Origin of the sequence: Streptomyces sp. NPDC048442 (assembly GCF_040651475.1) — a bacterium.
In the GTDB taxonomy this organism is placed as follows: domain Bacteria; phylum Actinomycetota; class Actinomycetes; order Streptomycetales; family Streptomycetaceae; genus Streptomyces.
Genome location: NZ_JBEZKB010000044.1, coordinates 33,782 through 54,472, shown reverse-complemented (window position 1 = coordinate 54,472; position 20,691 = coordinate 33,782). Strand labels below are relative to the sequence as shown.

At 70.2% G+C, this 20,691-nt stretch carries 18 protein-coding genes and 1 pseudogene; 9 read left to right on the top strand and 10 right to left on the bottom strand.

What is annotated here, in order from left to right; all coding sequences use genetic code 11:
- Nucleotides 1-89: 89 nt before the first annotated feature.
- From hflX to miaA, 6 genes are all read right to left on the bottom strand, one after another.
- On the bottom strand, nucleotides 90-1,568 hold the full coding sequence (gene hflX / locus AB0D18_RS38790) for a GTPase HflX (protein ID WP_362430120.1): 1,479 nt from the start codon (nucleotides 1,566-1,568) through the stop codon (nucleotides 90-92).
- 218 nt (nucleotides 1,569-1,786) lie between these two features.
- A complete protein-coding gene (locus tag AB0D18_RS38785) occupies nucleotides 1,787-3,283 on the bottom strand; it encodes a M1 family metallopeptidase (protein ID WP_362430117.1) in 1,497 nt (498 codons plus the stop codon).
- A gap of 118 nt (nucleotides 3,284-3,401) precedes the next feature.
- On the bottom strand, nucleotides 3,402-5,591 hold the full coding sequence (locus AB0D18_RS38780) for an HD domain-containing protein (RefSeq protein ID WP_362430114.1): 2,190 nt from the start codon (nucleotides 5,589-5,591) through the stop codon (nucleotides 3,402-3,404).
- Between the two features lie 163 nt (nucleotides 5,592-5,754).
- Nucleotides 5,755-6,651 carry a diaminopimelate epimerase gene (gene dapF, locus AB0D18_RS38775; RefSeq protein ID WP_362430111.1) on the bottom strand — a complete coding sequence of 299 codons (897 nt, stop codon included), beginning with the start codon at nucleotides 6,649-6,651 and terminating at the stop codon, nucleotides 5,755-5,757.
- Between the two features lie 89 nt (nucleotides 6,652-6,740).
- The gene (locus AB0D18_RS38770; RefSeq protein ID WP_362430134.1) at nucleotides 6,741-7,220 is read right to left on the bottom strand and encodes a hypothetical protein; all 480 of its coding nucleotides are present in this window, start codon (nucleotides 7,218-7,220) and stop codon (nucleotides 6,741-6,743) included.
- Nucleotides 7,221-7,327: 107 nt separating this feature from the next.
- Nucleotides 7,328-8,266, bottom strand: a complete 939-nt coding sequence (miaA, locus tag AB0D18_RS38765) for a tRNA (adenosine(37)-N6)-dimethylallyltransferase MiaA (protein ID WP_362430108.1) — start codon at nucleotides 8,264-8,266, stop codon at nucleotides 7,328-7,330.
- Between the two features lie 183 nt (nucleotides 8,267-8,449).
- Here miaA and AB0D18_RS38760 point away from each other — a divergent pair, with 183 nt between their 5' ends.
- Nucleotides 8,450-8,761 (top strand): hypothetical protein, encoded by a 312-nt coding sequence (locus AB0D18_RS38760; protein ID WP_362430105.1) that lies wholly within the window; start codon nucleotides 8,450-8,452, stop codon nucleotides 8,759-8,761.
- Between the two features lie 51 nt (nucleotides 8,762-8,812).
- Nucleotides 8,813-9,061, top strand: a complete 249-nt coding sequence (locus AB0D18_RS38755) for an antitoxin (RefSeq protein ID WP_362430102.1) — start codon at nucleotides 8,813-8,815, stop codon at nucleotides 9,059-9,061.
- A gap of 184 nt (nucleotides 9,062-9,245) precedes the next feature.
- On the opposite strand, the gene AB0D18_RS38750 is transcribed toward AB0D18_RS38755, so the two are convergent.
- Together AB0D18_RS38750 and miaB are read right to left on the bottom strand one after the other, a co-directional pair.
- The gene (locus AB0D18_RS38750; protein ID WP_362430099.1) at nucleotides 9,246-9,977 is read right to left on the bottom strand and encodes a class III extradiol dioxygenase subunit B-like domain-containing protein; all 732 of its coding nucleotides are present in this window, start codon (nucleotides 9,975-9,977) and stop codon (nucleotides 9,246-9,248) included.
- Nucleotides 9,978-10,028: 51 nt separating this feature from the next.
- Nucleotides 10,029-11,513, bottom strand: a complete 1,485-nt coding sequence (gene miaB / locus AB0D18_RS38745; RefSeq protein ID WP_362430096.1) for a tRNA (N6-isopentenyl adenosine(37)-C2)-methylthiotransferase MiaB — start codon at nucleotides 11,511-11,513, stop codon at nucleotides 10,029-10,031.
- A 104-nt stretch (nucleotides 11,514-11,617) separates the two neighbouring features.
- On the opposite strand from miaB, the gene AB0D18_RS38740 reads away from it, so the two are divergent.
- Complete coding sequence (locus tag AB0D18_RS38740) at nucleotides 11,618-12,616, top strand: TAXI family TRAP transporter solute-binding subunit (protein ID WP_362430093.1); 999 nt, start codon at nucleotides 11,618-11,620, stop codon at nucleotides 12,614-12,616.
- A gap of 25 nt (nucleotides 12,617-12,641) precedes the next feature.
- Here the strand turns inward: AB0D18_RS38740 and AB0D18_RS38735 are convergent, their stop codons facing one another.
- Nucleotides 12,642-14,033 (bottom strand): ATP-binding protein, encoded by a 1,392-nt coding sequence (locus tag AB0D18_RS38735; RefSeq protein ID WP_362430090.1) that lies wholly within the window; start codon nucleotides 14,031-14,033, stop codon nucleotides 12,642-12,644.
- Nucleotides 14,034-14,162: 129 nt separating this feature from the next.
- Nucleotides 14,163-14,861, bottom strand: a pseudogene (locus AB0D18_RS38730) (response regulator transcription factor); the annotation flags it as partial.
- Nucleotides 14,862-15,117: 256 nt separating this feature from the next.
- On the opposite strand from AB0D18_RS38730, the gene AB0D18_RS38725 reads away from it, so the two are divergent.
- From AB0D18_RS38725 to AB0D18_RS38700, 6 genes are all read left to right on the top strand, one after another.
- Nucleotides 15,118-15,903, top strand: coding sequence for an amino acid ABC transporter ATP-binding protein (locus tag AB0D18_RS38725; RefSeq protein WP_362430087.1), 786 nt, complete (start codon nucleotides 15,118-15,120; stop codon nucleotides 15,901-15,903).
- A gap of 80 nt (nucleotides 15,904-15,983) precedes the next feature.
- The gene (locus AB0D18_RS38720; protein ID WP_362430084.1) at nucleotides 15,984-16,907 is read left to right on the top strand and encodes a glutamate ABC transporter substrate-binding protein; all 924 of its coding nucleotides are present in this window, start codon (nucleotides 15,984-15,986) and stop codon (nucleotides 16,905-16,907) included.
- Nucleotides 16,908-17,026: 119 nt separating this feature from the next.
- Nucleotides 17,027-17,674: an amino acid ABC transporter permease gene (locus AB0D18_RS38715; protein WP_362430081.1), complete on the top strand. Its 648-nt coding sequence runs from the start codon at nucleotides 17,027-17,029 to the stop codon at nucleotides 17,672-17,674.
- Nucleotides 17,671-18,537 (top strand): amino acid ABC transporter permease, encoded by an 867-nt coding sequence (locus AB0D18_RS38710; RefSeq protein WP_362430078.1) that lies wholly within the window; start codon nucleotides 17,671-17,673, stop codon nucleotides 18,535-18,537. Before AB0D18_RS38715 ends, AB0D18_RS38710 begins: the two co-directional genes overlap by 4 nt.
- 222 nt (nucleotides 18,538-18,759) lie before the next feature.
- Nucleotides 18,760-20,424, top strand: coding sequence for an FAD-dependent monooxygenase (locus AB0D18_RS38705; RefSeq protein ID WP_362430075.1), 1,665 nt, complete (start codon nucleotides 18,760-18,762; stop codon nucleotides 20,422-20,424).
- 32 nt (nucleotides 20,425-20,456) lie between these two features.
- Complete coding sequence (locus tag AB0D18_RS38700) at nucleotides 20,457-20,543, top strand: putative leader peptide (RefSeq protein ID WP_362430131.1); 87 nt, start codon at nucleotides 20,457-20,459, stop codon at nucleotides 20,541-20,543.
- Nucleotides 20,544-20,691 lie beyond the last annotated feature (148 nt).

Sequence of the window (20,691 nt, the reverse complement as noted above, 5' to 3'; positions counted from 1 at the left end):
TATTCCCGCCCCCTTTCCCCCCGCCCCCATCCGGCGGGGGCCCCCCCCCCCCGTGACGGGGGTGCGGGCCACCGGCCTTTGTCTGCTGCTCAGTGCGCGGTGGGGACGAACGAAGCGAACTCCGCCGCCAGTTCCGCGTGCACCCGTGCCTTGAGCTGCGTGCCCTCCGGGGTGTGCTCCTCGGAGATCACCTCGCCTTCGGCATGCGCCCGCGAGACCAGTGCGCCCTGGATGTACGGCACGAGTGCCTCGATCTCGACCGAGGGGCGCGGCAGTTCGCGGTCGATGAGCTCCAGGAGCTCGTCGATTCCCTGACCCGAACGGGCCGAGACCGCGATGGCGTGCTTCTCGATGCGCAGCAGCCGCTGGAGGACGACCGGGTCCGCCGCGTCCGCCTTGTTGATCACGACGATCTCCGGCACGTCGAGCGCGCCGACGTCACGGATCACCTCGCGCACGGCGGCCAGCTGCTCCTCGGGCGCCGGGTGCGAGCCGTCCACCACGTGCAGGATCAGGTCGGAGTCACCGACCTCCTCCATGGTGGAGCGGAACGCCTCGACGATGTGGTGCGGCAGGTGCCGGACGAATCCGACGGTGTCCGCCAGCGTGTAGAGCCGCCCGCTGGGCGTCTCGGCACGGCGCACGGTCGGGTCGAGGGTGGCGAACAGCGAGTTCTCCACCAGTACGCCGGCGCCCGTGAGGCGGTTGAGCAGCGAGGACTTGCCCGCGTTGGTGTACCCGGCGATGGCGACCGAGGGCACCTTGTTGCGCCTGCGTTCCTGGCGCTTGAGCTCGCGGCCGGTCTTCATCTCCGCGATTTCCCGGCGCATCTTCGCCATCTTCTCGCGGATCCGGCGCCGGTCCGTCTCGATCTTGGTCTCACCGGGACCGCGGGTGGCCATGCCGCCACCGCCGCCGCCACCCATCTGACGGGACAGCGACTGACCCCAGCCGCGCAGTCGCGGCAGCATGTACTGCATCTGCGCGAGTGCGACCTGCGCCTTGCCCTCTCGGGACTTGGCGTGCTGGGCGAAGATGTCGAGGATCAGCGCGGTCCGGTCGACCACCTTGACCTTGACGACGTCTTCGAGATGGATGAGCTGGCCGGGGCTGAGCTCACCGTCACAGACCACGGTGTCGGCGCCCGTCTCCTGGACGATGTCGCGCAGTTCCAAGGCCTTGCCCGAGCCGATGTACGTCGCCGGGTCGGGCTTGTCGCGCCGCTGGACCACGCCGTCGAGCACCAGGGCTCCGGCCGTCTCGGCGAGCGCCGCCAGCTCCGCGAGGGAGTTGTCCGCGTCCTGCGCGGTCCCCGAGGTCCACACACCGACCAGCACGACGCGCTCCAGGCGCAGCTGCCGGTACTCGACTTCGGTGACGTCCTCGAGCTCGGTGGAGAGGCCCGCCACACGTCGCAGCGCGGCACGCTCGGAGCGGTCGAACTGGTCGCCGTCCCGCTCTCCGTCGATCTCGTGGCTCCAGGCGACGTCCTCTTCCATCAGGGCATCGGCCCGCAGGCTGTCTGTGATGTTGTCGTTCGTGGAAGGGGAAGAAGTGGAGGGGGTCATTGGATCCTTAGGTCGTGTGTCGGTGGACTCGTGTGTCCCTGCGGGAAGCCGGAAAGCTTCCGTCGATAGTCACAACGCGTGACGGGCTCGGATGATTCCCCGGGGTTCGCGTGAATTCCCGGGAAAGTTTCCGCCGTCGGGCTGTGCCGTCGACCCGTTGATGGTCGCACGCCACGGCCCAGTCGTCACACGGGTTTATCGGCCTGCGGCGCCCGTGCTCAACGGTGACTCGCCGGCCCCTGGGGCACCGAACTCTTCCAGTCCGAGTGTCCCGGCATCGGCGGGGTCTTCTGCCCGTACAGCCACTTCTGGAGAAACCCGGAAAGGTCGCGTCCGGCACTGTCCGAGGCCAGCTCGACGAAGTCCGCGGTGGTCGCCACCGAGTCCCGGTGCTCGCTCACCCAGCGCCGCTCGACCCTGTCGAACGCCGCCTCGCCGATCTCCTGGCGCAGCGCGTAGAGGACGAGGGCGCTGCCGTCGTACACGACCGGCCGGAAGATGCTGATCTTCTGGCCGGGCCGGGACGGCTTCGGGGCGGCCGGGGCGCCGCCCTCCCGCCGCCACTCGTCGGAACTGCTGTACGCGGCTTTCATGCGCTCCTCAAGAGGGCGCTGCTTCTGTGCGTACAAGGCCTCGTACCAGGTGGCGTGCCCCTCGTTGAGCCACAGGTCGGACCAGGAGCGGGGCGAGACGCTGTTGCCGAACCAGTGGTGCGCCAGCTCGTGCACCATGATCGAGTCGACGTACCACTCCGGGTAGCCGACGCCGGTGAACAGCGACCGTTCGAAAAGCGACAGGGTCTGTGTCTCCAGCTCGAATCCCGTGTTGGCCGCCGCGACGAGCACTCCGTACGTCTCGAAGGGGTAGCGCCCGACGCGTTCCTCCATCCACTCCAGGTGTGCCGGGGTCTTCTTCAGCCACGGCTCCAGCTGCTTCACGTCGGCGGCCGGCACCACGTCCCTGACGGGCAGGCCGTGCGGCCCCGTCCGGTGCAGGACGGCGGACCTGCCGATCGACACCTGGGCGAGCTCGGTCGCCATGGGGTGGCTGGTGCGGTACGTCCAGGACACCGCGTCCTTGGCCGGCCCGGGGGACTTCGCTCCCTTGAGGGCCTTGATCTGTCGCGGCACGGCGGACGGCAGCCCGTTGGCGACGACCGTCTGTCCCTTGGGCGCGGTCACCCGGAAGGTGAAGAAGGCCTTGTCGGAGGGGTGGTCGTTGCACGGGAAGACGCGGTGTGCGGCGTCCGCCTGGTTGGCCATGGCGAGCCCGTCGCCGGTGCGCACCCAACCGCCGTCGGAGGCGTCGCCGCCGGGGTTGCTGGTGTGCCGAACGGTGACAACCGTGCGGCTCCCCTCCTGGACGGCCTGCTCGGGCGTGACGACCAGGTCCTCGCCCGTGACGGCGAACTCCGCACCTGTGCCGTTGACGTCGACCGACTTCACGGTGCCGTGGGCGAAGTCGAGGTTGATGCGCTCCAGCGGCGCCGTCGCCCGCGCTTCGATCCTGGTGACGGCGTCCAGCGGCTTGCTGTGGTCACCGCTGTAGGTGAGCCCGATGTCGTACGAGAGGACGTCGTACCCCGGGTTGCCGAGGTGCGGGAAGAGCGGATCGCCGATGCCGAGGGGTACGGGGGCCGGCAGGACGGCACCGACGAGGGAGACGGAGGCCGAGGCCAGCAGAACGGCACGCAGGCGCCGGAAGGTGAGCAGCATGAACTACCGCTATCAGCGCGCGAGTCCACGCGGGGGGACGGCACGCACCGCACCACCCGAACGAGGGTCGGCCACGCTGTGAATCCGATCCGGACAGCGCGACCGCTTTGTGGCGCCGTCAGGCGGTCGCCGGGTGCTGGGCGCGGCCGACGTCGTACACCCCGGGCACCTCGCGCATCGCCCGCATGAGCGCGGGGAGTCCCGCGGCGTCCGGGAGCTGGAGGGTGTACGTGTGGCGGACGCGCTGCTCGGAGGGCGGTTCGACGGTGGCCGAGACGACTTCTGCCCCGGCCGTCGCGATGGCCTCCGTGAGGTCGGCCAGCAGGTGCGGCCGGCCGAAGGACTCGGCGACCAGGGTCACCCGGCAGTCCGTGGTGTCCTGCCAGCGCACACCGACGGGCTCCCGTCCGAGGGCCCGCATCCGGGCGACGGCGGCACAGCCCTCGCGGTGCACGGTGACGACGCCGCCGCGCACCGCGAAGCCGAGGACCCGGTCGGGCGGGACGGGCGTACAGCATCCGGCCAGGCGCACACTCGCGTCCGGCAGGTCGGTCACGGCGTTCTCCACGACGGGCCGCGAAGCCCCCTCCACGGCCGCAGGGGCGCCGGAGACCGGCGGAGCGACCCCCGGGGCTCCCGCCGTCTCTCCGTCCGGCCTGCCGCGCTTCGGGAGCCCCGCGTCGTGCGCGGTCTCCGGGTCGGCGAGCCAGCCCGCGATCGCGATCCGTGCGGCGGGGGTGCGCGCGTGGTCGAGCCAGTCAGGCGAGGGCCCGGAGGCCGCGTCGTGGGCCAGCAGCAGCTGCACGCTGTCGCCGTCGCACAGCACCGTGCTGAGCGTCGCCAGACGGCCGTTGACGCGCGCACCGATGCAGGCGTGGGCGGCCTCGCCGTACTGCGCGTACGCGGCGTCCACACAGCTCGCGCCGGCGGGCAGCCCGAGCGTGCCGCCGTCGGAGCGGAACACGGTGATCTCCCGGTCCTGCGCGAGATCGGCCCGCAGCGAGGTCCAGAAGGCGTCGGGGTCGGGCGTGGACTCCTGCCACTCCAGGAGCCTCGACAGCCAGCCGGGCCGGGTCGGGTCGACGCGCTCGCCGTCGGGTACGGATTCGGCGGCGTCCGGCTGGGCGTACGGGTTGCCGAGCGCGACGACGCCCGCCTCGGCCACTTTGTGCATCTGGTGCGTACGGATGAGGACTTCGGCGACCGCCCCGTCGCCGCCGGCGACCGCGGTGTGCAGCGACTGGTACAGGTTGAACTTGGGCGAGGCGATGAAGTCCTTGAACTCGGAGATCACCGGGGTGAAGCAGGTGTGCAGCTCGCCGAGGACCGCGTAGCAGTCGGCGTCCTCACCCACCAGTACGAGCAGCCGCCCGAAGTCCGTGCCCCGCAGGTCGCCGCGTTTGCGGGAGACCCGGTGCACGGAGACGGAGTGCCGTGGCCGGACGACGACCTCTGCGGTGATCCCCGCCTCTTTGAGGACGCCGCGGACGTTGTCGGCGATCGGGGCGAGGGGGTCGCCCTGGGCCGCGTTGTTGTCGATCAGCGTGCGGGTGCGGGCGTAGTCGTCGGGCTGGAGGATCGCGAAGACGAGGTCCTCCAGCTCGGTCTTGAGCGCCTGCACCCCGAGCCGTTCGGCGAGCGGGATGAGTACCTCGTGGGTCACCTTGGCGATGCGGACCTGCTTCTCGGGGCGCATCACGCCCAGGGTGCGCATGTTGTGCAGCCGGTCGGCGAGCTTGATCGACATCACGCGTACGTCGTTGCCGGTGGCCACCAGCATCTTCCGGAAGGTCTCCGGTTCGGCGGCGGCCCCGTAGTCGACCTTCTCCAGCTTGGTGACGCCGTCGACGAGGAAGCACACCTCGTCGCCGAACTGCTCGCGCACCTGCTCCAGGGTCACGTCCGTGTCCTCGACGGTGTCGTGGAGGAGGGACGCGGTCAGGGTGGTGGTCTCGGCGCCGAGCTCGGCGAGGATCAGCGTGACGGCCAGCGGGTGTGTGATGTACGGCTCGCCGCTCTTGCGCATCTGTCCGCGGTGCGAGGACTCGGCGAGGACGTAGGCCCGGCTGAGGATCGTCAGGTCGGCTTCCGGATGGTGCGCGCGGTGGGCCTCGGCCACATGGGCGATCGCGTCGGGGGTGCGGCCCCGCGCGGCGGAACCGAGCAGGGCTGCCTTGCCCAGTCGGCGCAGGTCGATCCGGGGACGGCCGCGCCTGCGGCCCTGCGCGGTCCGCTGGAGCGCCGCCGGCTGGGTCAGCGGGCGAAGCTCTGGCGACACACCGTTGGGATTGGTGGCCTCTGCACTCATGGGCACCTCCGGCAGCCTCGACCGGCGGTGGGCGGGTGGCGACTCCCCCTGCCTTCGTACGGGCGTGTCCCGTCGGGGCCGGTGCTTGATGCTACCGAGCCCACCATGCGGTGCTTACCGGGTCCCGCCAGGCGTGAACCGGATCACCCATTCGAGCGAAGGTCTATGCGGTGCTGTTTTCGATGTTTCCGAGCCATGAAGGCTCGATGTGCCCCTCCGCGACGATGACGGCGGGGCCGGTCATCTCGACTGCGCCGTCCGGCCGTTCGGTGATCATGAGGCGTCCGCCGAGGACGTCCACGGTGTACGTCACGGGGGCACCGGTGACGGTGGGGTCGGCCCCGTCACGGCGGGCGGCGGCCACCGCCACGGCGCACGCACCCGTACCGCAGGAGCGTGTTTCGGCGGCGCCGCGCTCGTGGACACGCATCGCAACGTGCCGCGGGCCGCGGTCGACGACGAATTCGACGTTCACCCCCTGCGGGTAGGCGGTGGCGGGGCTGAACGGCGGCGGGGTGTACAGATCCCCGGCGTGCGCCAGGTCCTCGACGAAGGCGACGGCGTGGGGGTTGCCCATGTTGACGTTACGGGCGGGCCAGCTGCGGTCGCCGACGGAGACGGTGACGTCGCCCTCGGGCAGCGCTGCGCGGCCCATCGAGACGGTGACGTCGCCGTTCTTGTCGAGGTGGACGCGCTTGACGCCACCTCGGGTGGCGATGTCGAGGTCACCCTCGTCGACGAGGGCGGCGTGCTGGAGGTAGCGGGCGAAGACGCGTACGCCGTTGCCGCACATCTCGGCGACGGAGCCGTCGGCATTGCGGTAGTCCATGAACCACTCGGCCGTGTCGGCCATCGCGCGCGCGTCGGGGTGCGTGGCGGACCGAACGACGTGCAGCAGCCCGTCGCCGCCGATGCCGGCCCGGCGGTCGCACAGCCGGGACACGACGGATGCGGGCAGGTCGAGGACGTTCTCCGGGTCAGGAACGATCACGAAGTCGTTCTCGGTGCCGTGGCCCTTGAGGAAGGCGATCGGCGCGGGGGCGGCAGATGCGGTGGTCACGCGATCCATCGTAAAGGGAGGGACCGACAACGGATCTTCGGCTGCGGTGCTCACCAAAGCGGTGCGGGAAGGTGCTCGGCGCGACAGTGTCAGCGGAGCCGGGCGACGCGCCAGACAGCGAGGGCGATCAGTACCGCGCACACCGCCGCATAGAGCGCGGCGACCCGCCAGTCCGCTCGTCCGCCGGAGCCACGGGCGGGAAGGCCCGGCCAGGTGTAGCCGACGCGGCGGGCGGCCATCATGCCCCAGCCTGCGGCGCAGCTGCTGATCAGCAGGCCCAGCATGGCGACGACCGCTCCTCCGTCACCGGTCTCGAAGGCCAGGGGGAACGCGAACATCAGCGATCCGAGGGCGGCGAGCATCACGATCGGGGCGAGCTGCCAGATCCGCAGGCGCCGCTGCGGCCGCAGCTCCACCTCGACCTCGGCCTCCGGGTCGGGCAGACCGGGGACTTCTGGAATCTCCGGGACGTCGGGAAGTTCTCCCGGTGCGCCGGGCTGGTCTTCGGGCCCGTCAGGACTCAACCGCTCCGGTTCTTCCTGTGCTCTGTCACGAGGGCCGGCCTCCATCGCCACGCGCCCTCCCCACTCGGACTCCAACTGTCGATCGAAGCTCGATGATGGCACGCGCTCGGGCACCCGAATGACGGGCGGAGCGTCCCGATGCCATCACGTGATCAGGCTGTGACCGCCCGTTCGAGCAACGCCAGCGCCTGGTGCGGGAGTTCCGCACGGTGCTCGGCCGCACCGCTCAGCCAGTGCACCCGGGGGTCGCGGCGGAACCAGGAGTCCTGGCGGCGGGCGAACCGCTTGGTGGCACGCACCGTTTCGGCGCGCGCCTCGTCGTCGGTGCAAGCGCCCGTGAGTGCGGCCAGTACCTGCTGGTATCCCAGGGCCCGCGAGGCGGTGATGCCTTCGCGCAGCCCCAGCTCCGCCAGTGTGCGCACCTCGTCCACCAGGCCGGCGTCCCACATGCGGTCCACGCGCGTGGCGATGCGTTCGTCGAGCTCCGGGCGGGCGACGTCCACGCCGATCTGCACGGTGTCGTACACCGACTCGTGGCCGGGCAGATTGGCCGTGAAGGGGCGTCCGGTGATCTCGATCACTTCGAGGGCACGGACGATGCGGCGGCCGTTGCTGGGGAGGATGGCGCGGCCCGCGTCGGGGTCGGCGGCCGCGAGGCGCAGATGCAGGGCGCCGGGGCCCTGTTCGGCCAGTTCGGCCTCCAGTCGGGCACGTACCACGGGGTCGGTGCCGGGGAACTCCATGACGTCGATGGCGCCCTTGACGTACAGCCCGGAGCCTCCGACGAGGACGGGGGTACGGCCCTCGGCGAGCAGCCGGTCGATCTCCTTGCGGGCGAGCCGCTGGTACTCGGCGACGTTCGCCGTGACGGTGACGTCCCAGATGTCGAGCAGGTGGTGCGGGATACCACCGCGCTCCTCGGGCGTCAGCTTGGCGGTGCCAATATCCATCCCCCGGTAGAGCTGCATGGAGTCGGCGTTGACGACCTCGCCCCCGAAATGCTGGGCAAGGGCTACGCCCAGATCGGACTTTCCGGCCGCGGTCGGTCCGACGACGGCGATGACCCGCGGTGCGGGAGCTGCGCTTCTCACTGACCCAGTCTCGCAAACCTCACGGCCGGTCCCCGAACGAGCGACGTGACGGCACACGCGCGGGGTCGTTTCCTGTTGCGAGGTTCCGCACGCCGGTTTACGGACCGGTGTCCCCGGGCGACGCAATGGGACGCACCGGCAGGACGCGGGATTTCGCCCACACGAGTACGATATGGAGTAGATATGGGCGTTTTTGCAATGTTTCGCCGGAAGTCGAAGGACGCCGCAGAGGTGTCCACCGAGGAGGGCCAGGAGGCCACTCCGACGGCCGACACCAACGGGGAGTCCGTGACCGCCGAAAAGGCGGAGGCTCCGGAACCCTCGAAGGCCGAAGCGACCTCCTCCGACGAAGCCCCTGCTGGGGCGGCGACCACGGAAGCGGACACTCCGGCGGCCGAGGACGCCGAGGAAGCCGCCGCGGGCCTGGAGATCCCCAAGCAGCAGTCCGCGGAGGAAGCAGCGGACAATGAGGTCGGCGAAAGCGTCCGGAAGTAGAACCTCCGGATCCGACAACGAACGAATACGTCCCCACAGGGAAGGTGACCCATGGGCTTCCTGGACAATTTGAAAGCCAAGCTGGCTCCGGCGAAGGAAAAGGCCGCAGACCTCGCGCAACAGCACGGGGGCAAGATCGAGCAGGGCCTCGACAAGGCCGCTCAGGCAGTCGACTCCAAGACCAAGGGCAAGTACAGCACCCAGATCCAGTCCGGGACGGGCAAGGCAAAGGACGCCCTGGACCGTCTCTCCACGAAGGACGACGGCGGCACTGCGCCGCCCCCGCCGCCTGCTTCCTGAAGCTTCCGGCGCGATACGGGAACGGCCGCGGAACCATTTCGGTTCCGCGGCCGTTCCCGTGTTGTCAGCGCACCTTGGAAATTCAACAAGGCAGCAATTCCGGTCCCTTTCCCAGGGCCGGTGGGCCCGTTGCAGGGCCTACAGGGGCCCTTTCCGGGGCCTACAGGGCCCCTTTCCGGGGCCTTCAGGACCAGGCGGCGACGAAGTACCCCACGCCGTACGGAGCACCCTCGTACAGCAGTTGCCCGCCCAGGCCCGTCCCCTCCCCGGCTCCCGCAAGCACCTGCCAGGGGGCGCGGCCGGCGGCCTTCAGCGCGTACGCCAGGTCCTCGTCCAGCGCGAGCAGGGCTGCGGTGTCGGCGGTGCCCAGCGCCCGGACCGCGGCGGCGTCGAAGCCCTCGGCGCGCTCGTCGAGGTAGCCGGGTGCCTTGAGGGTGCGGCAGGCGCTGCCGTCGCCCATCACCAGGAGGGCCACCCGGTCCGCCCTCTTGGCGATCTCGCGGCCCGCTTCCGCGCATCGGGCCGCGGCCAGGGGCTCTCCGCCGAGCCCCTCCACGGGGGCGCCCGCCCAGTCCGTACGGCCGAGGAGCCAGGCGGCGACGGAGAGGGAGACGGGAAGCGTGCGCTCCTGGGCGGCCCCGTCGGCACCGGGGCCGGTACCGGTCTCGGCACCGAGCCGGACTTCGAGGTCCACGCCGAAGCCCGCGAAGCTCCCCCTGGCGCCCTGCGGGTGCGTGCCCCTGCCGTCCTGCCCGGCGGGGCCGATCACGACCAGCAGGTCGGGCCTGGACGCGGCGAGCACACCCAGCGCGTCGGCGCAGGCTTCCCGTACGGCATCGAGTTCGGCCGCGGCACCTGCGGCGACCTCGGGGACGAGCAGCGGCGGACAGGGGCATACGGCGGCGGCTACGAGCATGTCCGGCAGCCTAACGCGGGGCCGCCCGGCCCCCGTCGGAGAGCGGAGGTGTCAGCCGACGCTGCAGCCGCCCGTGGCAGCCGGCAGCGGTTCCGGTACGCCGATCTTCGGCAGGCCCAGCATGACGCCGGGGCCCTGCTGCGGTTCGGCGTTGCGCTTCTCCCAGGCGTCGCCGGCACGGGTGCGGCGAACGGCCTGCGTCTCGCCCTCGGCGAGCAGGTGGTGCGGCGCGGCGTAGGTGATCTCGACCGTCACCACGTCACCGGGGCGCACGTCCTGCTCCGGCTTGGTGAAGTGGACGAGCCGGTTGTCGGGGGCACGGCCGGACAGCCGGAGCGTGGCACCGTCCTTGCGCCCCTCGCCCTCGGCGACCATGACCTCCAGGGTGCGGCCGACCTGCTTCTTGTTCTCCTCCCAGGAGATCTCCTCCTGAAGGGCGACCAGCCGCATGTAGCGCTCCTGGACAACCTCCTTGGGGATCTGGTTCTCCATGGTGGCCGCGGGGGTGCCGGGGCGGATGGAGTACTGGAAGGTGAAGGCGTTGGCGAAGCGGGCCTCGCGGACCGTGTGCATCGTCTGCTCGAAGTCCTCCTCGGTCTCTCCGGGGAAGCCCACGATGATGTCGGTGGAGATGGCGGCGTCCGGCATCGCGGCGCGCACCTTCTCGATGATCCCGAGGAAGCGGTCCTGCCGGTAGGAGCGGCGCATCGCCTTGAGGACCGTGTCCGAGCCGGACTGGAGCGGCATGTGCAGCTGCGGCATCACGTTCGGCGTCTCGGCCATCGCGGCGATCACGTCGTCGGTGAAGTCGCGCGGGTGCGGCGAGGTGAAACGGACCCGCTCCAGTCCTTCGATCTTCCCGCAGGCGCGCAGCAGCTTGCTGAAGGCCTCGCGGTCACCGATGTCGGAGCCGTACGCGTTGACGTTCTGCCCGAGCAGGGTGATCTCGGAGACGCCCTCGTCGACCAGGGCCTCGATCTCGGCGAGGATGTCGCCGGTCCTGCGGTCCTTCTCCTTGCCGCGCAGTGCGGGCACGATGCAGAAGGTGCAGGTGTTGTTGCAGCCCACGGAGATGGAGACCCAGGCGGCGTAGGCGCTCTCGCGGCGCGTGGGCAGCGTCGAGGGGAACGCCTCCAGCGACTCGGCGATCTCGACCTGCGCCTCTTCCTGGACGCGGGCCCGCTCCAGCAGCACCGGCAGCTTGCCGATGTTGTGCGTGCCAAAGACCACGTCGACCCAGGGAGCCCGCTTGGTAATGGTGTCGCGGTCCTTCTGCGCCAGGCAGCCGCCGACGGCGATCTGCATGCCGGGCCGCTTCGTCTTCATCGGCGCGAGCCGCCCGAGATTGCCGTACAGCTTGTTGTCGGCGTTCTCCCGGACCGCGCACGTGTTGAAGACGACGACGTCGGCGTCACCGTCGGCCCCTTCGGGCGCACGGACGTATCCCGCGCCCTCCAGGAGGCCCGACAGGCGCTCGGAGTCGTGGACGTTCATCTGGCACCCGTAAGTGCGCACCTCGTATGTCTTCTCGCTCATCTCGCCCACCAGGGTACGGGGCCCGCGGCGTCCGGGACGTCGCGCGGTGTCCGCTCCCGGATTCCTCTGGTCGGCGGGGCCGGTGAGCTGGCAGGATCGTGGGCATGCCCACCCTCCTTGCCCGTATCGGACGCCGCCGTGCCCTTCAGGGGGTGGTCGCCGCGCTGGCGGTGTGCGGACTGCTGCTGTGGTGGCTGCTGCCGTCCGGTGCCCCGTCGCCGACGGGGCAGATCACGTTCAGCACGGGCGTGCGGACCGGTGTGTACCAGCGGTACGGGGTGCTGCTCGAGGAAGCGCTGCGCCGGGACATGCCGGAGGTCGGTGTCGCACTGCTCACCAGCGAGGGCTCGCAGCAGAACCTGGCACGGGTCATCGCCGGCAAGGCGGACTTCACGATCGCGACCGCCGACGCCGTCGCGAAGTACCAGCGGGACCACCCGGAGGTCGCGGGCCGGCTGCGCGGCTGCGCCCGCCTGTACGACGACTACGTGCAGCTGGTGGTGCCGGCCGAATCGAAGATCCGTACCGTCGCCGATCTGCGTGACAAGCGGGTCGCCGTGGGACAGGAGGGGTCCGGGGTGCGGCTGCTGTCGAACCGGCTGCTGTCGGCGGCCGGGCTGGACCCCGAGCGCGACGTGAAGCCGGTGTCGATAGGGATCGACACGATGCCGGGGCAGCTGGAGACCCACGGCATCGACGCCTTTTTCTGGTCGGGCGGGCTGCCCACCAGTGCCGTCCGCGACCTCTCGGAGCGGATGGCGGTACGGCTGGTCCCGCTCGGTCCCGAACTGGTGGAGGCGTTGCAGAAGCCCGGCGACATCACGCGCTACTACCGGTCGGCCGTGATGCCTGCCGACGCCTACGAAAAGGTGCGCAACAAGGCGGCCGTACCCACGGTGGCGGTGGCCAACCTGCTGGTGACCACGGACCGTACGGATCGGGAGCTGACGGACCGGTTCACCCGGACGGTGATCGCCAGCCGGGACCGGATCGGGCGGCAGGTGCACGCCGCGCAGTTGGTGGACCTGCGCACCGCGATCTACACGGACCCGCTGCCGCTGCACGAGGGCGCGGCGCGCTACTACCGGTCGGCGAAGCCGTGACGGCAGGGGCCGGCCGGGCGCACGGTCACGGCTCGGTGCGCGGGACGGTGACCGTCACGCGCAGCCCGTGGGGTTCGTTCGCCCCATAGGCGAGCGTGCCGCGGCCCGCGAGGAGCAGGGCGCGGGAGATGGACAGGCCGAGGCCGGATCCCTTGACGTTCTGGTGGCGGTTGCTGCGCCAGAACCGGTCGCCGACGCGGGCCAGTTCGTCCTCGGTCAGGCCGGGTCCGCCATCGGCGACCACGACCGTGCAGGTGTCCCTCTGGGACTCGACGGTGACCGTCACCTGCTCGCCGGCGGGCGTGAACTTCAGTGCGTTGTCGACCACCGCGTCGAGCGCGCTGGAGAGCGCCACCGGGTCGGCCCACGCGGTGACGGCCGCGGGCCCGCTGCGCAGCAGGCGTACGCCCTTGTCGTCGGCGAGCGGGGACCAGGCGGCCACCCGTTCCGTAGCCATCTCGCCCAGGTCGACCAGCCGGAGGTCCGCCGGGGCGTGTTCGGCCTGCGCCAGGTCGAGGAGGTCGTCGAGGACCCGGGCCAGGCGCTTGCCCTCGGTGCGCACGGAGGCGATCTCCTCGTTGCCTTCGGGGAGTTCGAGGGCGAGCAGTTCGATGCGCAGGAGCAGGGCGGAGAGCGGGTTGCGCAGTTGGTGCGAGGCGTCGGCGACGAAGGCGCGCTGCTGCTCCAGCACGTCCTCGACGTTGTCCGCCATCTCGTTGAACGAGCGGGCGAGACGGCGGAGTTCCGGCGGGCCGCCGGCGGGCGCGACCCGTGAGTTCATCCGGCCGGTCGCTATGTCGTGCGTGGCTGCGTCCAGGACGCGGACCGGCCGGAGCACCCATCCCGTGAGCCGGAAGGCCGCGCCGATCGCCACGAACAGGGCCGCGAACTCGCCCGCCGCGATCAGCAGCCAGTCGTGCAGGATGCGGGAACGCAGCTGCCCGGTGGGCGAGTCGGTGACCACCACCGCGACCACGTCGCCGTCCCGTACCACCGGCGAGGCCACCACCAGTGTGTGGTCCTGCCAGGGCCAGACCTGGGGCGGGTCGTGGCTGCGCCGCCCGGCGAGGGCCTCCTGGAAGGCGTCCCTGCCGCGGTCTCCGGCCGCCTGCACGGTCCAGTCGGCGGGGGCGGCCGCCATGACGTCGCCGTCGCGGTAGTAGACGCCGACCCGGATGCCGTACACCTCCTGGTAGCGGCCGAGTTCGGTCTCCAGGGTGCCCTGTCGTTCGTCCTTGACCGCGGTGCGCTCGGTGACGAACTGGGCGAGGGCGGCGAAGCGCGCGGTGTCGTCGATCCGGTCGATCACCACCTGCTGCTGCTGCGCCGCGGCCATCCGTACGGCGAGCGGGAAGCCGAAGGCGATCAGCATGCCCGCGAGCAGGATGATGAGGAGCGGGAGGAGGCGGGTGCGCACGGGGAGTTACGTGGCCCGGGGTGCGTCGGGGGCGCCCGGGCCGCCAGGAGCAGAAGGGGCACCCGGGACGTCAGGAGCCGCAGGGGCGCCCGGAGCGGCAGGCGCACCAGGAGCACCGTCCAGTGGCTCCGGGGCGACCAACCGGTAGCCGACGCCCCGCACCGTCTCGATCAGGGTCGGCATCCGCAGTTTGGAGCGCAGGGACGCCACATGGACCTCCAGCGTGCGCCCGGTGCCCTCCCAACTCGTGCGCCACACCTCGCTGATGATCTGCTCCCGACGGAAGACGACGCCGGGACGCTGGGCGAGGAGCGCGAGCAGGTCGAACTCCTTGCGGGTCAGCTGGACCGCCGTCCCGTCGACACTGACCCTGCGAGTGGGGAGTTCGATGCGCACGGGACCGAGACGTACCGCCGTGTCACCGGAGGCGCCAGGTGCTTCCCCGGTGACCGTGCGCCTGCTCACCGCGTGGATACGGGCCAGGAGTTCGCCGGTGTCGTAGGGCTTGGTCACGTAGTCGTCGGCACCGAGGTTCAGTCCGTGGATGCGGGAGCGGACGTCGGCCCGCGCGGTCACCATGATCACCGGTGTGCTGGTGCGCTTGCGGATCTTGCCGCAGACCTCGTACCCGTCCTGGTCGGGCAGGCCGAGGTCGAGCAGGACGACTCCGAAGGGCTCCTGCTCATGAGGGATGCGGTCGTCGGGGAGAAATGCCTGGAGCGCCTCTTCGCCGTTGCGGGCGTGGACGACCTGGAAGCCGTGCCGGGAGAGGACGGCGGACAGAGCGGCGGCTACGTGGTTGTCGTCCTCGACGAGCAGCAGTCTCATGGTCTTCCCCCTCCCCTGCGCATCTTTCGTGTTGTTGGCCTCATGGCATCCACGCCGATGCGGACACTCTGCGTCAAGACCCTCCTCATCACGGGCTTGTTCCGTTATGGAGCCGGTATCCCCACCCGGTGCCCCGTTCACGCAGAGTGTCCGGTTGAGGCCGGATCGTTATGCTCAATTTCCGCTCAGATGTAATGACGCTGGTCGCACTGGGTGACTAGGGTCCTCCCAACCGAGGAGGACGGAGCAAAAGCCGATGAGCGGAGTTTCAGTGACCAAGGGCGCCCAGGACGCAGTACCGGCGTCAGGCGATCTGGTCGTGCTGAGCAACGTCAACAAGCACTTCGGCGCGCTGCATGTGCTCCAGGACATCGACCTGACCATCGCCCGTGGCGAGGTCGTCGTCGTCATCGGGCCCTCCGGGTCCGGGAAGTCCACGCTGTGCCGCACGATCAATCGCCTGGAGACAATCGACTCGGGCGCCATTCGCATCGACGGGAAGCCCCTGCCCCAGGAGGGCAAGGAGCTGGCGCGCCTGCGCTCCGACGTCGGCATGGTGTTCCAGTCGTTCAACCTCTTCGCCCACAAGACGATTCTTGAGAACGTCACGCTGGGCCAGATCAAGGTCCGGGGGACGGACAAGAAGACCGCGGAGGCGAAGGCGCGCACCCTGCTGGACCGGGTGGGTGTCGGCGCGCAGGCGGACAAGTACCCCGCGCAGCTCTCCGGCGGTCAGCAGCAACGCGTCGCCATCGCACGGGCGTTGGCCATGGAGCCGAAGGTCATGCTCTTCGACGAGCCCACGTCGGCGCTCGACCCGGAGATGATCAACGAGGTCCTGGAGGTCATGCAGCAGCTGGCCCGCGACGGCATGACCATGGTGGTCGTCACCCACGAGATGGGCTTCGCGCGCTCGGCGGCGAACCGGGTCGTCTTCATGGCGGACGGGAAGATCGTCGAAGAGGCCACGCCGGACCAGTTCTTCAGCAACCCTCGTAGCGACCGGGCCAAGGACTTCCTGTCGAAGATCCTTCACCACTGACGGACCGTCGGCCGTTGTGCCGATTCCCCGTCCGCCGGAGAATCCCGGCCAACGACACAACGACGTAAGGGATGTTCACCATGAAGCTCCGCAAAACAGCCGCCGTGGCAGCCATGGCCGCCGCGCTCGCCCTGACCGCGACCGCCTGTGGTGGCAAGGAGGGCTCGGCCGGTGACGGCGCCAAGGCCCCCGGCGGCGCCAACGCGCCCAAGGCCCCGAAGTACACGGTCGCCAAGGACGTGAAGCTCGACGGCTCCCCCGGCTTCAAGGCTGCCAAGTCGCGCGGCAAGCTGGTCATCGGCGCCAAGGCCGACCAGCCGTACCTCGGCTTCGAGGACCAGTCGACCAAGGTCCGCTCCGGCTTCGACATCGAGATCGCCACGATGATCGCCGCCGACCTGGGCTTCGCGCCCGACCAGATCGAGTGGAAGACGGTCAACTCCGACCTCCGTGAGACGACCATCGCGCAGGGTCAGGTCGACTACTACGTCGGCACGTACTCGATCAACGACAAGCGCAAGAAGCAGGTCGGCTTCGCGGGCCCGTACTACAAGGCCGGCGCGGACCTCCTGATCCGCAAGGACGAGACGGCGATCAAGGACAAGACCACCGTCAAGGGCAAGAAGGTCTGCTCCATCAAGGGCTCGACCCCGCTCCAGGAGATCAAGAAGCCGGAGTACGGCGCCTCGGTCGTCGAGCTGGGCAAGTACTCGGACTGCGTGCAGCAGCTCCTGAGCAGCCAGGTCGACGCGGTCACCACCGACGACGCGATCCTCAAGGGTTACGCGGCGCAGAACTCGACCAAGCTCAAGGTCGCCGGCCAGCCCTTCACCAACGAGCTGTACGGCATCGGCCTGAACAAGGACGACAAGGCGCTGCGCGACGCGATCAACGAGTCGCTCACCAAGCACGTCAAGGACGGCACCTACAAGAAGATCTACGACGCGACGCTGGGCCTGTCCGGCTCCACGTTCGCCGAGCCGCCGGCCGTCGAGAAGTACTGATTCCGGCCGGTCGACCGCTGCCCCTTCCGGTCGACTGACGCGCCCCGTACACCCGCTGGGACCGTACGGGGCGCTGCTCCCCCTGCCCTCCAGCCGCTGACCGCCGACGCGGAGACCTCATGAACGTACTGACCGACCATCTGCCTTTGTTCTGGGAAGGCTTCATAGGCACCGTCTTCATCACCGCGGTCAGCAGCGTGATCGCCATGGTCCTTGGGCTGATCATTGCGGGGTTTCGGGTCTCACCCGTGCCCCCCTTGAGGTTCTTCGGCACCGCCTGGGTCACGATCCTGCGCAACACCCCGCTCACCCTGCTCTTCCTGGTCACCACGTTCGTCGTGCCGGAGATCTTCTTCCCGGGAATGAGCCCCTTCCTGCTCGGCGCCGTCGCGCTCGGCTTCTACACCTCTTCGTTCGTCTGTGAGGCGGTCCGCTCCGGCATCAACACGGTGCCCGTCGGCCAGGCCGAGGCGGCCCGTTCGCTCGGCATGACCTTCGGCCAGACGCTGCGGATGATCATCCTGCCGCAGGCCACCCGGACCGTACTGCCGCCGCTGAGCAGCATCTTCATCGCGCTCACCAAGAACTCGGCGATCGCAGGTGCGTTCGGCGTCACAGAACTCTTCGGTGTGCAGAAGACATTGAGCGAGGACGGCTACGCGATCCTGCCGATCTTCATCTTCGTCGCCCTCGGCTATCTGATCGTCACCTTCGCCATCAGCGGCCTCTTCCGACTCCTTGAGCACCGTATGGAGGTCGCACGATGAGTGCCAGCGTTCTCTACGACGCCCCCGGCCCCAAGGCCAAGATCCGCAACCGCATCTACACGGTCGTCGGTTCGGCAGCCATCCTGGGTCTCCTCGGCGTCGCCATCGTCCGTCTCGCGGACAAGGGGCACCTCGCCCCCGAGATGTGGGACATCTTCAACTACGCGGGCATCCGGCAGAACATCGCCGAGGCCCTGGTCGCCACCCTCAAGGCCTTCGGGCTCGCGGCGGTCGGCTCCCTGATCCTCGGTGTGATCCTGGCCGTCGCCCGGCTCTCCGACCACAAGGCGATCAGCTGGCTGGCCACCGGGTTCATCGAGCTCTTCCGCTCGATCCCGCTGCTGATCACGATCTACGCCGTGTGGGCCGGGTTCCTCTCCGACGTACCGCTGTGGGCACTGGCCATCGGCCTGTCCATCTACAACGGCTGTGTGCAGGCGGAGGTGCTGCGCGCGGGCATCAACTCGGTGCCGCGCGGCCAGAGCGAGGCGGCGTACGCGCTCGGCATGAGCAAGACGCAGGTCATGGTCAGCGTGCTGATCCCGCAGGCGGTCCGGGCGATGCTTCCGACGATCATCAGCCAGCTGGTGGTGACCCTGAAGGACACGTCGCTCGGCTTCATGATCCTTTACCCGGAGCTGCTGAACACCGCCCGTCTGATCGCGAGCAACACCCTGGTCAACGGCATGTACCCGTACGTCTCGACGATCGTCGTGATCGGTCTGCTGTACATCGCGCTGTGTCTGCTCCTCTCCGCACTCGCCACCTGGATCGAGAAGCGGGGGCGGCGCGCCAAGACGGGCATCACCCCGACCAAGGAGGAACCGGTCCCCGGGGCGATAGGCGGAGGCGCGAACCTCTAGCAGCCAGAACCCGCTGCGCGCCGGAGCAGCCGAAGAAGCCCCCGCGCACAGCAAACTGACGATTAATGAGGCAGCGGCCCCGCGCCGCTGCCTCCGTCACTTGACGCAAGCACCCGCAGTGGGTTGCATACGTTCTGTGATCGAGCACCGTTTTTCCACAGCCTCACGCATGGCTTCTCGCGCAGCTCTCCGCTTGTCCGTACGGGGCGGAGGGGCCGCGTCGTGGACCCGGTGATCGTCGTCGGCGCCGGACCGGTCGGGCTCGCGCTCGCCCTGTCCCTCGCCGCACAGCAAGTCCCCTCTGTCGTCCTCGACGAGGGCGACGGCACACAGGAACCGCGCACGGCCAGGACCGTGGTGCTGCGGCCGGACACCGCCGCCCTGGTCGAACGGCTCGGCTGCACCGCCGCCCTGGCCGAGGGGGCGCTCTGGTCCGGTTGGCGGTCGATGCGGCGCAAGCAGGTCGTACGAGAACTAACGCTCGGTGACGACAGCGAGTTCCCGGCCCCCCTGCACCTTCCGCAGCACGCCCTCACCCAGGGGCTGTACGACGCCGCCGTCGCGCACCCCCTGATCGAGCTGGCGATGCTCGCGCGCGTGGACACGATCGAGCAGGACGCCAAGGGCGTCACCGTGCACACCCGCGAGCCGGGATACCTGTACTGGCGCGGCAGTTACCTGGTCGGCTGCGACGGCGCCCGCTCCACGGTCCGCAAACTCCTCGGCATCCGCTTCGCGGGCCGCACCGCCGTCGAACGGCACGCCGTCGCCGCCCTGCGCACCGAACTCCCCTGGCCCGGCACCACTTTGCTGCACCGTCAGCCACCCTGGCAGGTCGGCGGCCCCGAAGTGACGGCCCGCCCGCTCCCCGACGGCGTGTGGCGCCTCGACTGGCTGCTTCCGCCGCGCGGCGACCTGGTCACCCCCGACGCCCTGGTGTCCCGGATCCGCGACACCCTGGCCGGCTGGTGCGGCGAGACACCCTCGTACGAACTCATCGACACCGGCGTGTACACGCTCCACCACCGCCTGGCCCAACGCTGGCGCGAGGGGCGGTCGTTCCTCGCCGGGGACGCGGCGCACCTGCTGGGCGCGCTCGGCACCCAGGGCGTCGACGAGGGCCTGCGGGACGTCGAGAACCTGGCGTGGAAGCTGGCGCACGCCTGCCACCACGAGGCTTCCACGACCCTGCTCGACAGCTATGAGGCGGAGCGGCGCACCGCTGTCGCGGCCCGGCTGCGCGCGGCCGACCAGGTGCTGCCGATCCTGCGGGGCGGCAGCGGCCTGCGCACGGTCCTGCCGGGATCCGCGCGCCTGCGCACGGTCCTGCCGGGATCCGCGCGCAGCCACGACAGCCTGCTCGCGGACGGCCATCTGGGCGGCGGCGCTCTGGGCGCCCCGCCCGTCTACACGCACTCCCCGCTCGCTTTCCCGCCGCACGGGGACACGGAGGCCGACGTCGCCACCGCGAGTGGTGCGCCCGTCGAGGACGTCCGGGTGACCGCGCCGGACGGCACCGCCGTACACCTGCGGGACAGGCTGGGGCAGGGACACCTGCTGGTGGTCCTGGTCGCGCCGGGCACCGGGGTGTGGGACCGGCGGCACTGGATGTCGGCGGGCGTGATGCCCCGGCTGGCCGCGGCGGTGACCGCCCTGCCCGTACCGGCGGAGCTCCTCGTCGCCGAGGGCTACCCGGGGGCGACGGCGCACACCGTGCTGCTCGTACGCCCGGACGGGCACCTCGTCGCGGCCTTCGACGGAGTGCATCCGGCGGAGCTGCACGCGGCGGCCGACGCGGCACGCGGGGGTGCTCCCGGGGCCGCCGGGGCGCTCGACGAGGCTTCCGGCGCCCCCGTGCCCACCGATCGGACCGCGGACATCAATTGACCGGCGCAGGCGCACATGGTGTACTCCGGAACGTGAGCGACACCGTGGTGTGCCTGTGGCGGAGGGTCCATATGGACCTGGTCCGCTACGCGGGCTGTGTCTGTCGCCCGTCCTGTTGATTCGCCCCCTTATCTCTCCGCGCGCGGCGTGCTGCCACCTCAACCTCTTTGAGGCCTCGCTCTCTTTGAGGCTTCGGTCTCTTTGAAGCCTCAAGCTCTTTGAAGCTTCGAGGGGTTTGTGGCCTTGGGCGCCCGCGCGTACCCGCGA

Coding starts and splice junctions, on each gene's coding strand:
- AB0D18_RS38715 (WP_362430081.1), top strand. CDS start 17,027: ATGAACGTACTGACCGACCATCTGCCTTTGTTCTGGGAAGGCTTCATA.
- hflX (WP_362430120.1), bottom strand. CDS start 1,568: ATGACCCCCTCCACTTCTTCCCCTTCCACGAACGACAACATCACAGAC.
- AB0D18_RS38750 (WP_362430099.1), bottom strand. CDS start 9,977: ATGCTCGTAGCCGCCGCCGTATGCCCCTGTCCGCCGCTGCTCGTCCCC.
- AB0D18_RS38740 (WP_362430093.1), top strand. CDS start 11,618: ATGCCCACCCTCCTTGCCCGTATCGGACGCCGCCGTGCCCTTCAGGGG.
- AB0D18_RS38785 (WP_362430117.1), bottom strand. CDS start 3,283: ATGCTGCTCACCTTCCGGCGCCTGCGTGCCGTTCTGCTGGCCTCGGCC.
- AB0D18_RS38725 (WP_362430087.1), top strand. CDS start 15,118: ATGAGCGGAGTTTCAGTGACCAAGGGCGCCCAGGACGCAGTACCGGCG.
- AB0D18_RS38780 (WP_362430114.1), bottom strand. CDS start 5,591: ATGAGTGCAGAGGCCACCAATCCCAACGGTGTGTCGCCAGAGCTTCGC.
- AB0D18_RS38770 (WP_362430134.1), bottom strand. CDS start 7,220: ATGGAGGCCGGCCCTCGTGACAGAGCACAGGAAGAACCGGAGCGGTTG.
- AB0D18_RS38755 (WP_362430102.1), top strand. CDS start 8,813: ATGGGCTTCCTGGACAATTTGAAAGCCAAGCTGGCTCCGGCGAAGGAA.
- miaB (WP_362430096.1), bottom strand. CDS start 11,513: ATGAGCGAGAAGACATACGAGGTGCGCACTTACGGGTGCCAGATGAAC.
- AB0D18_RS38720 (WP_362430084.1), top strand. CDS start 15,984: ATGAAGCTCCGCAAAACAGCCGCCGTGGCAGCCATGGCCGCCGCGCTC.
- AB0D18_RS38710 (WP_362430078.1), top strand. CDS start 17,671: ATGAGTGCCAGCGTTCTCTACGACGCCCCCGGCCCCAAGGCCAAGATC.
- AB0D18_RS38760 (WP_362430105.1), top strand. CDS start 8,450: ATGGGCGTTTTTGCAATGTTTCGCCGGAAGTCGAAGGACGCCGCAGAG.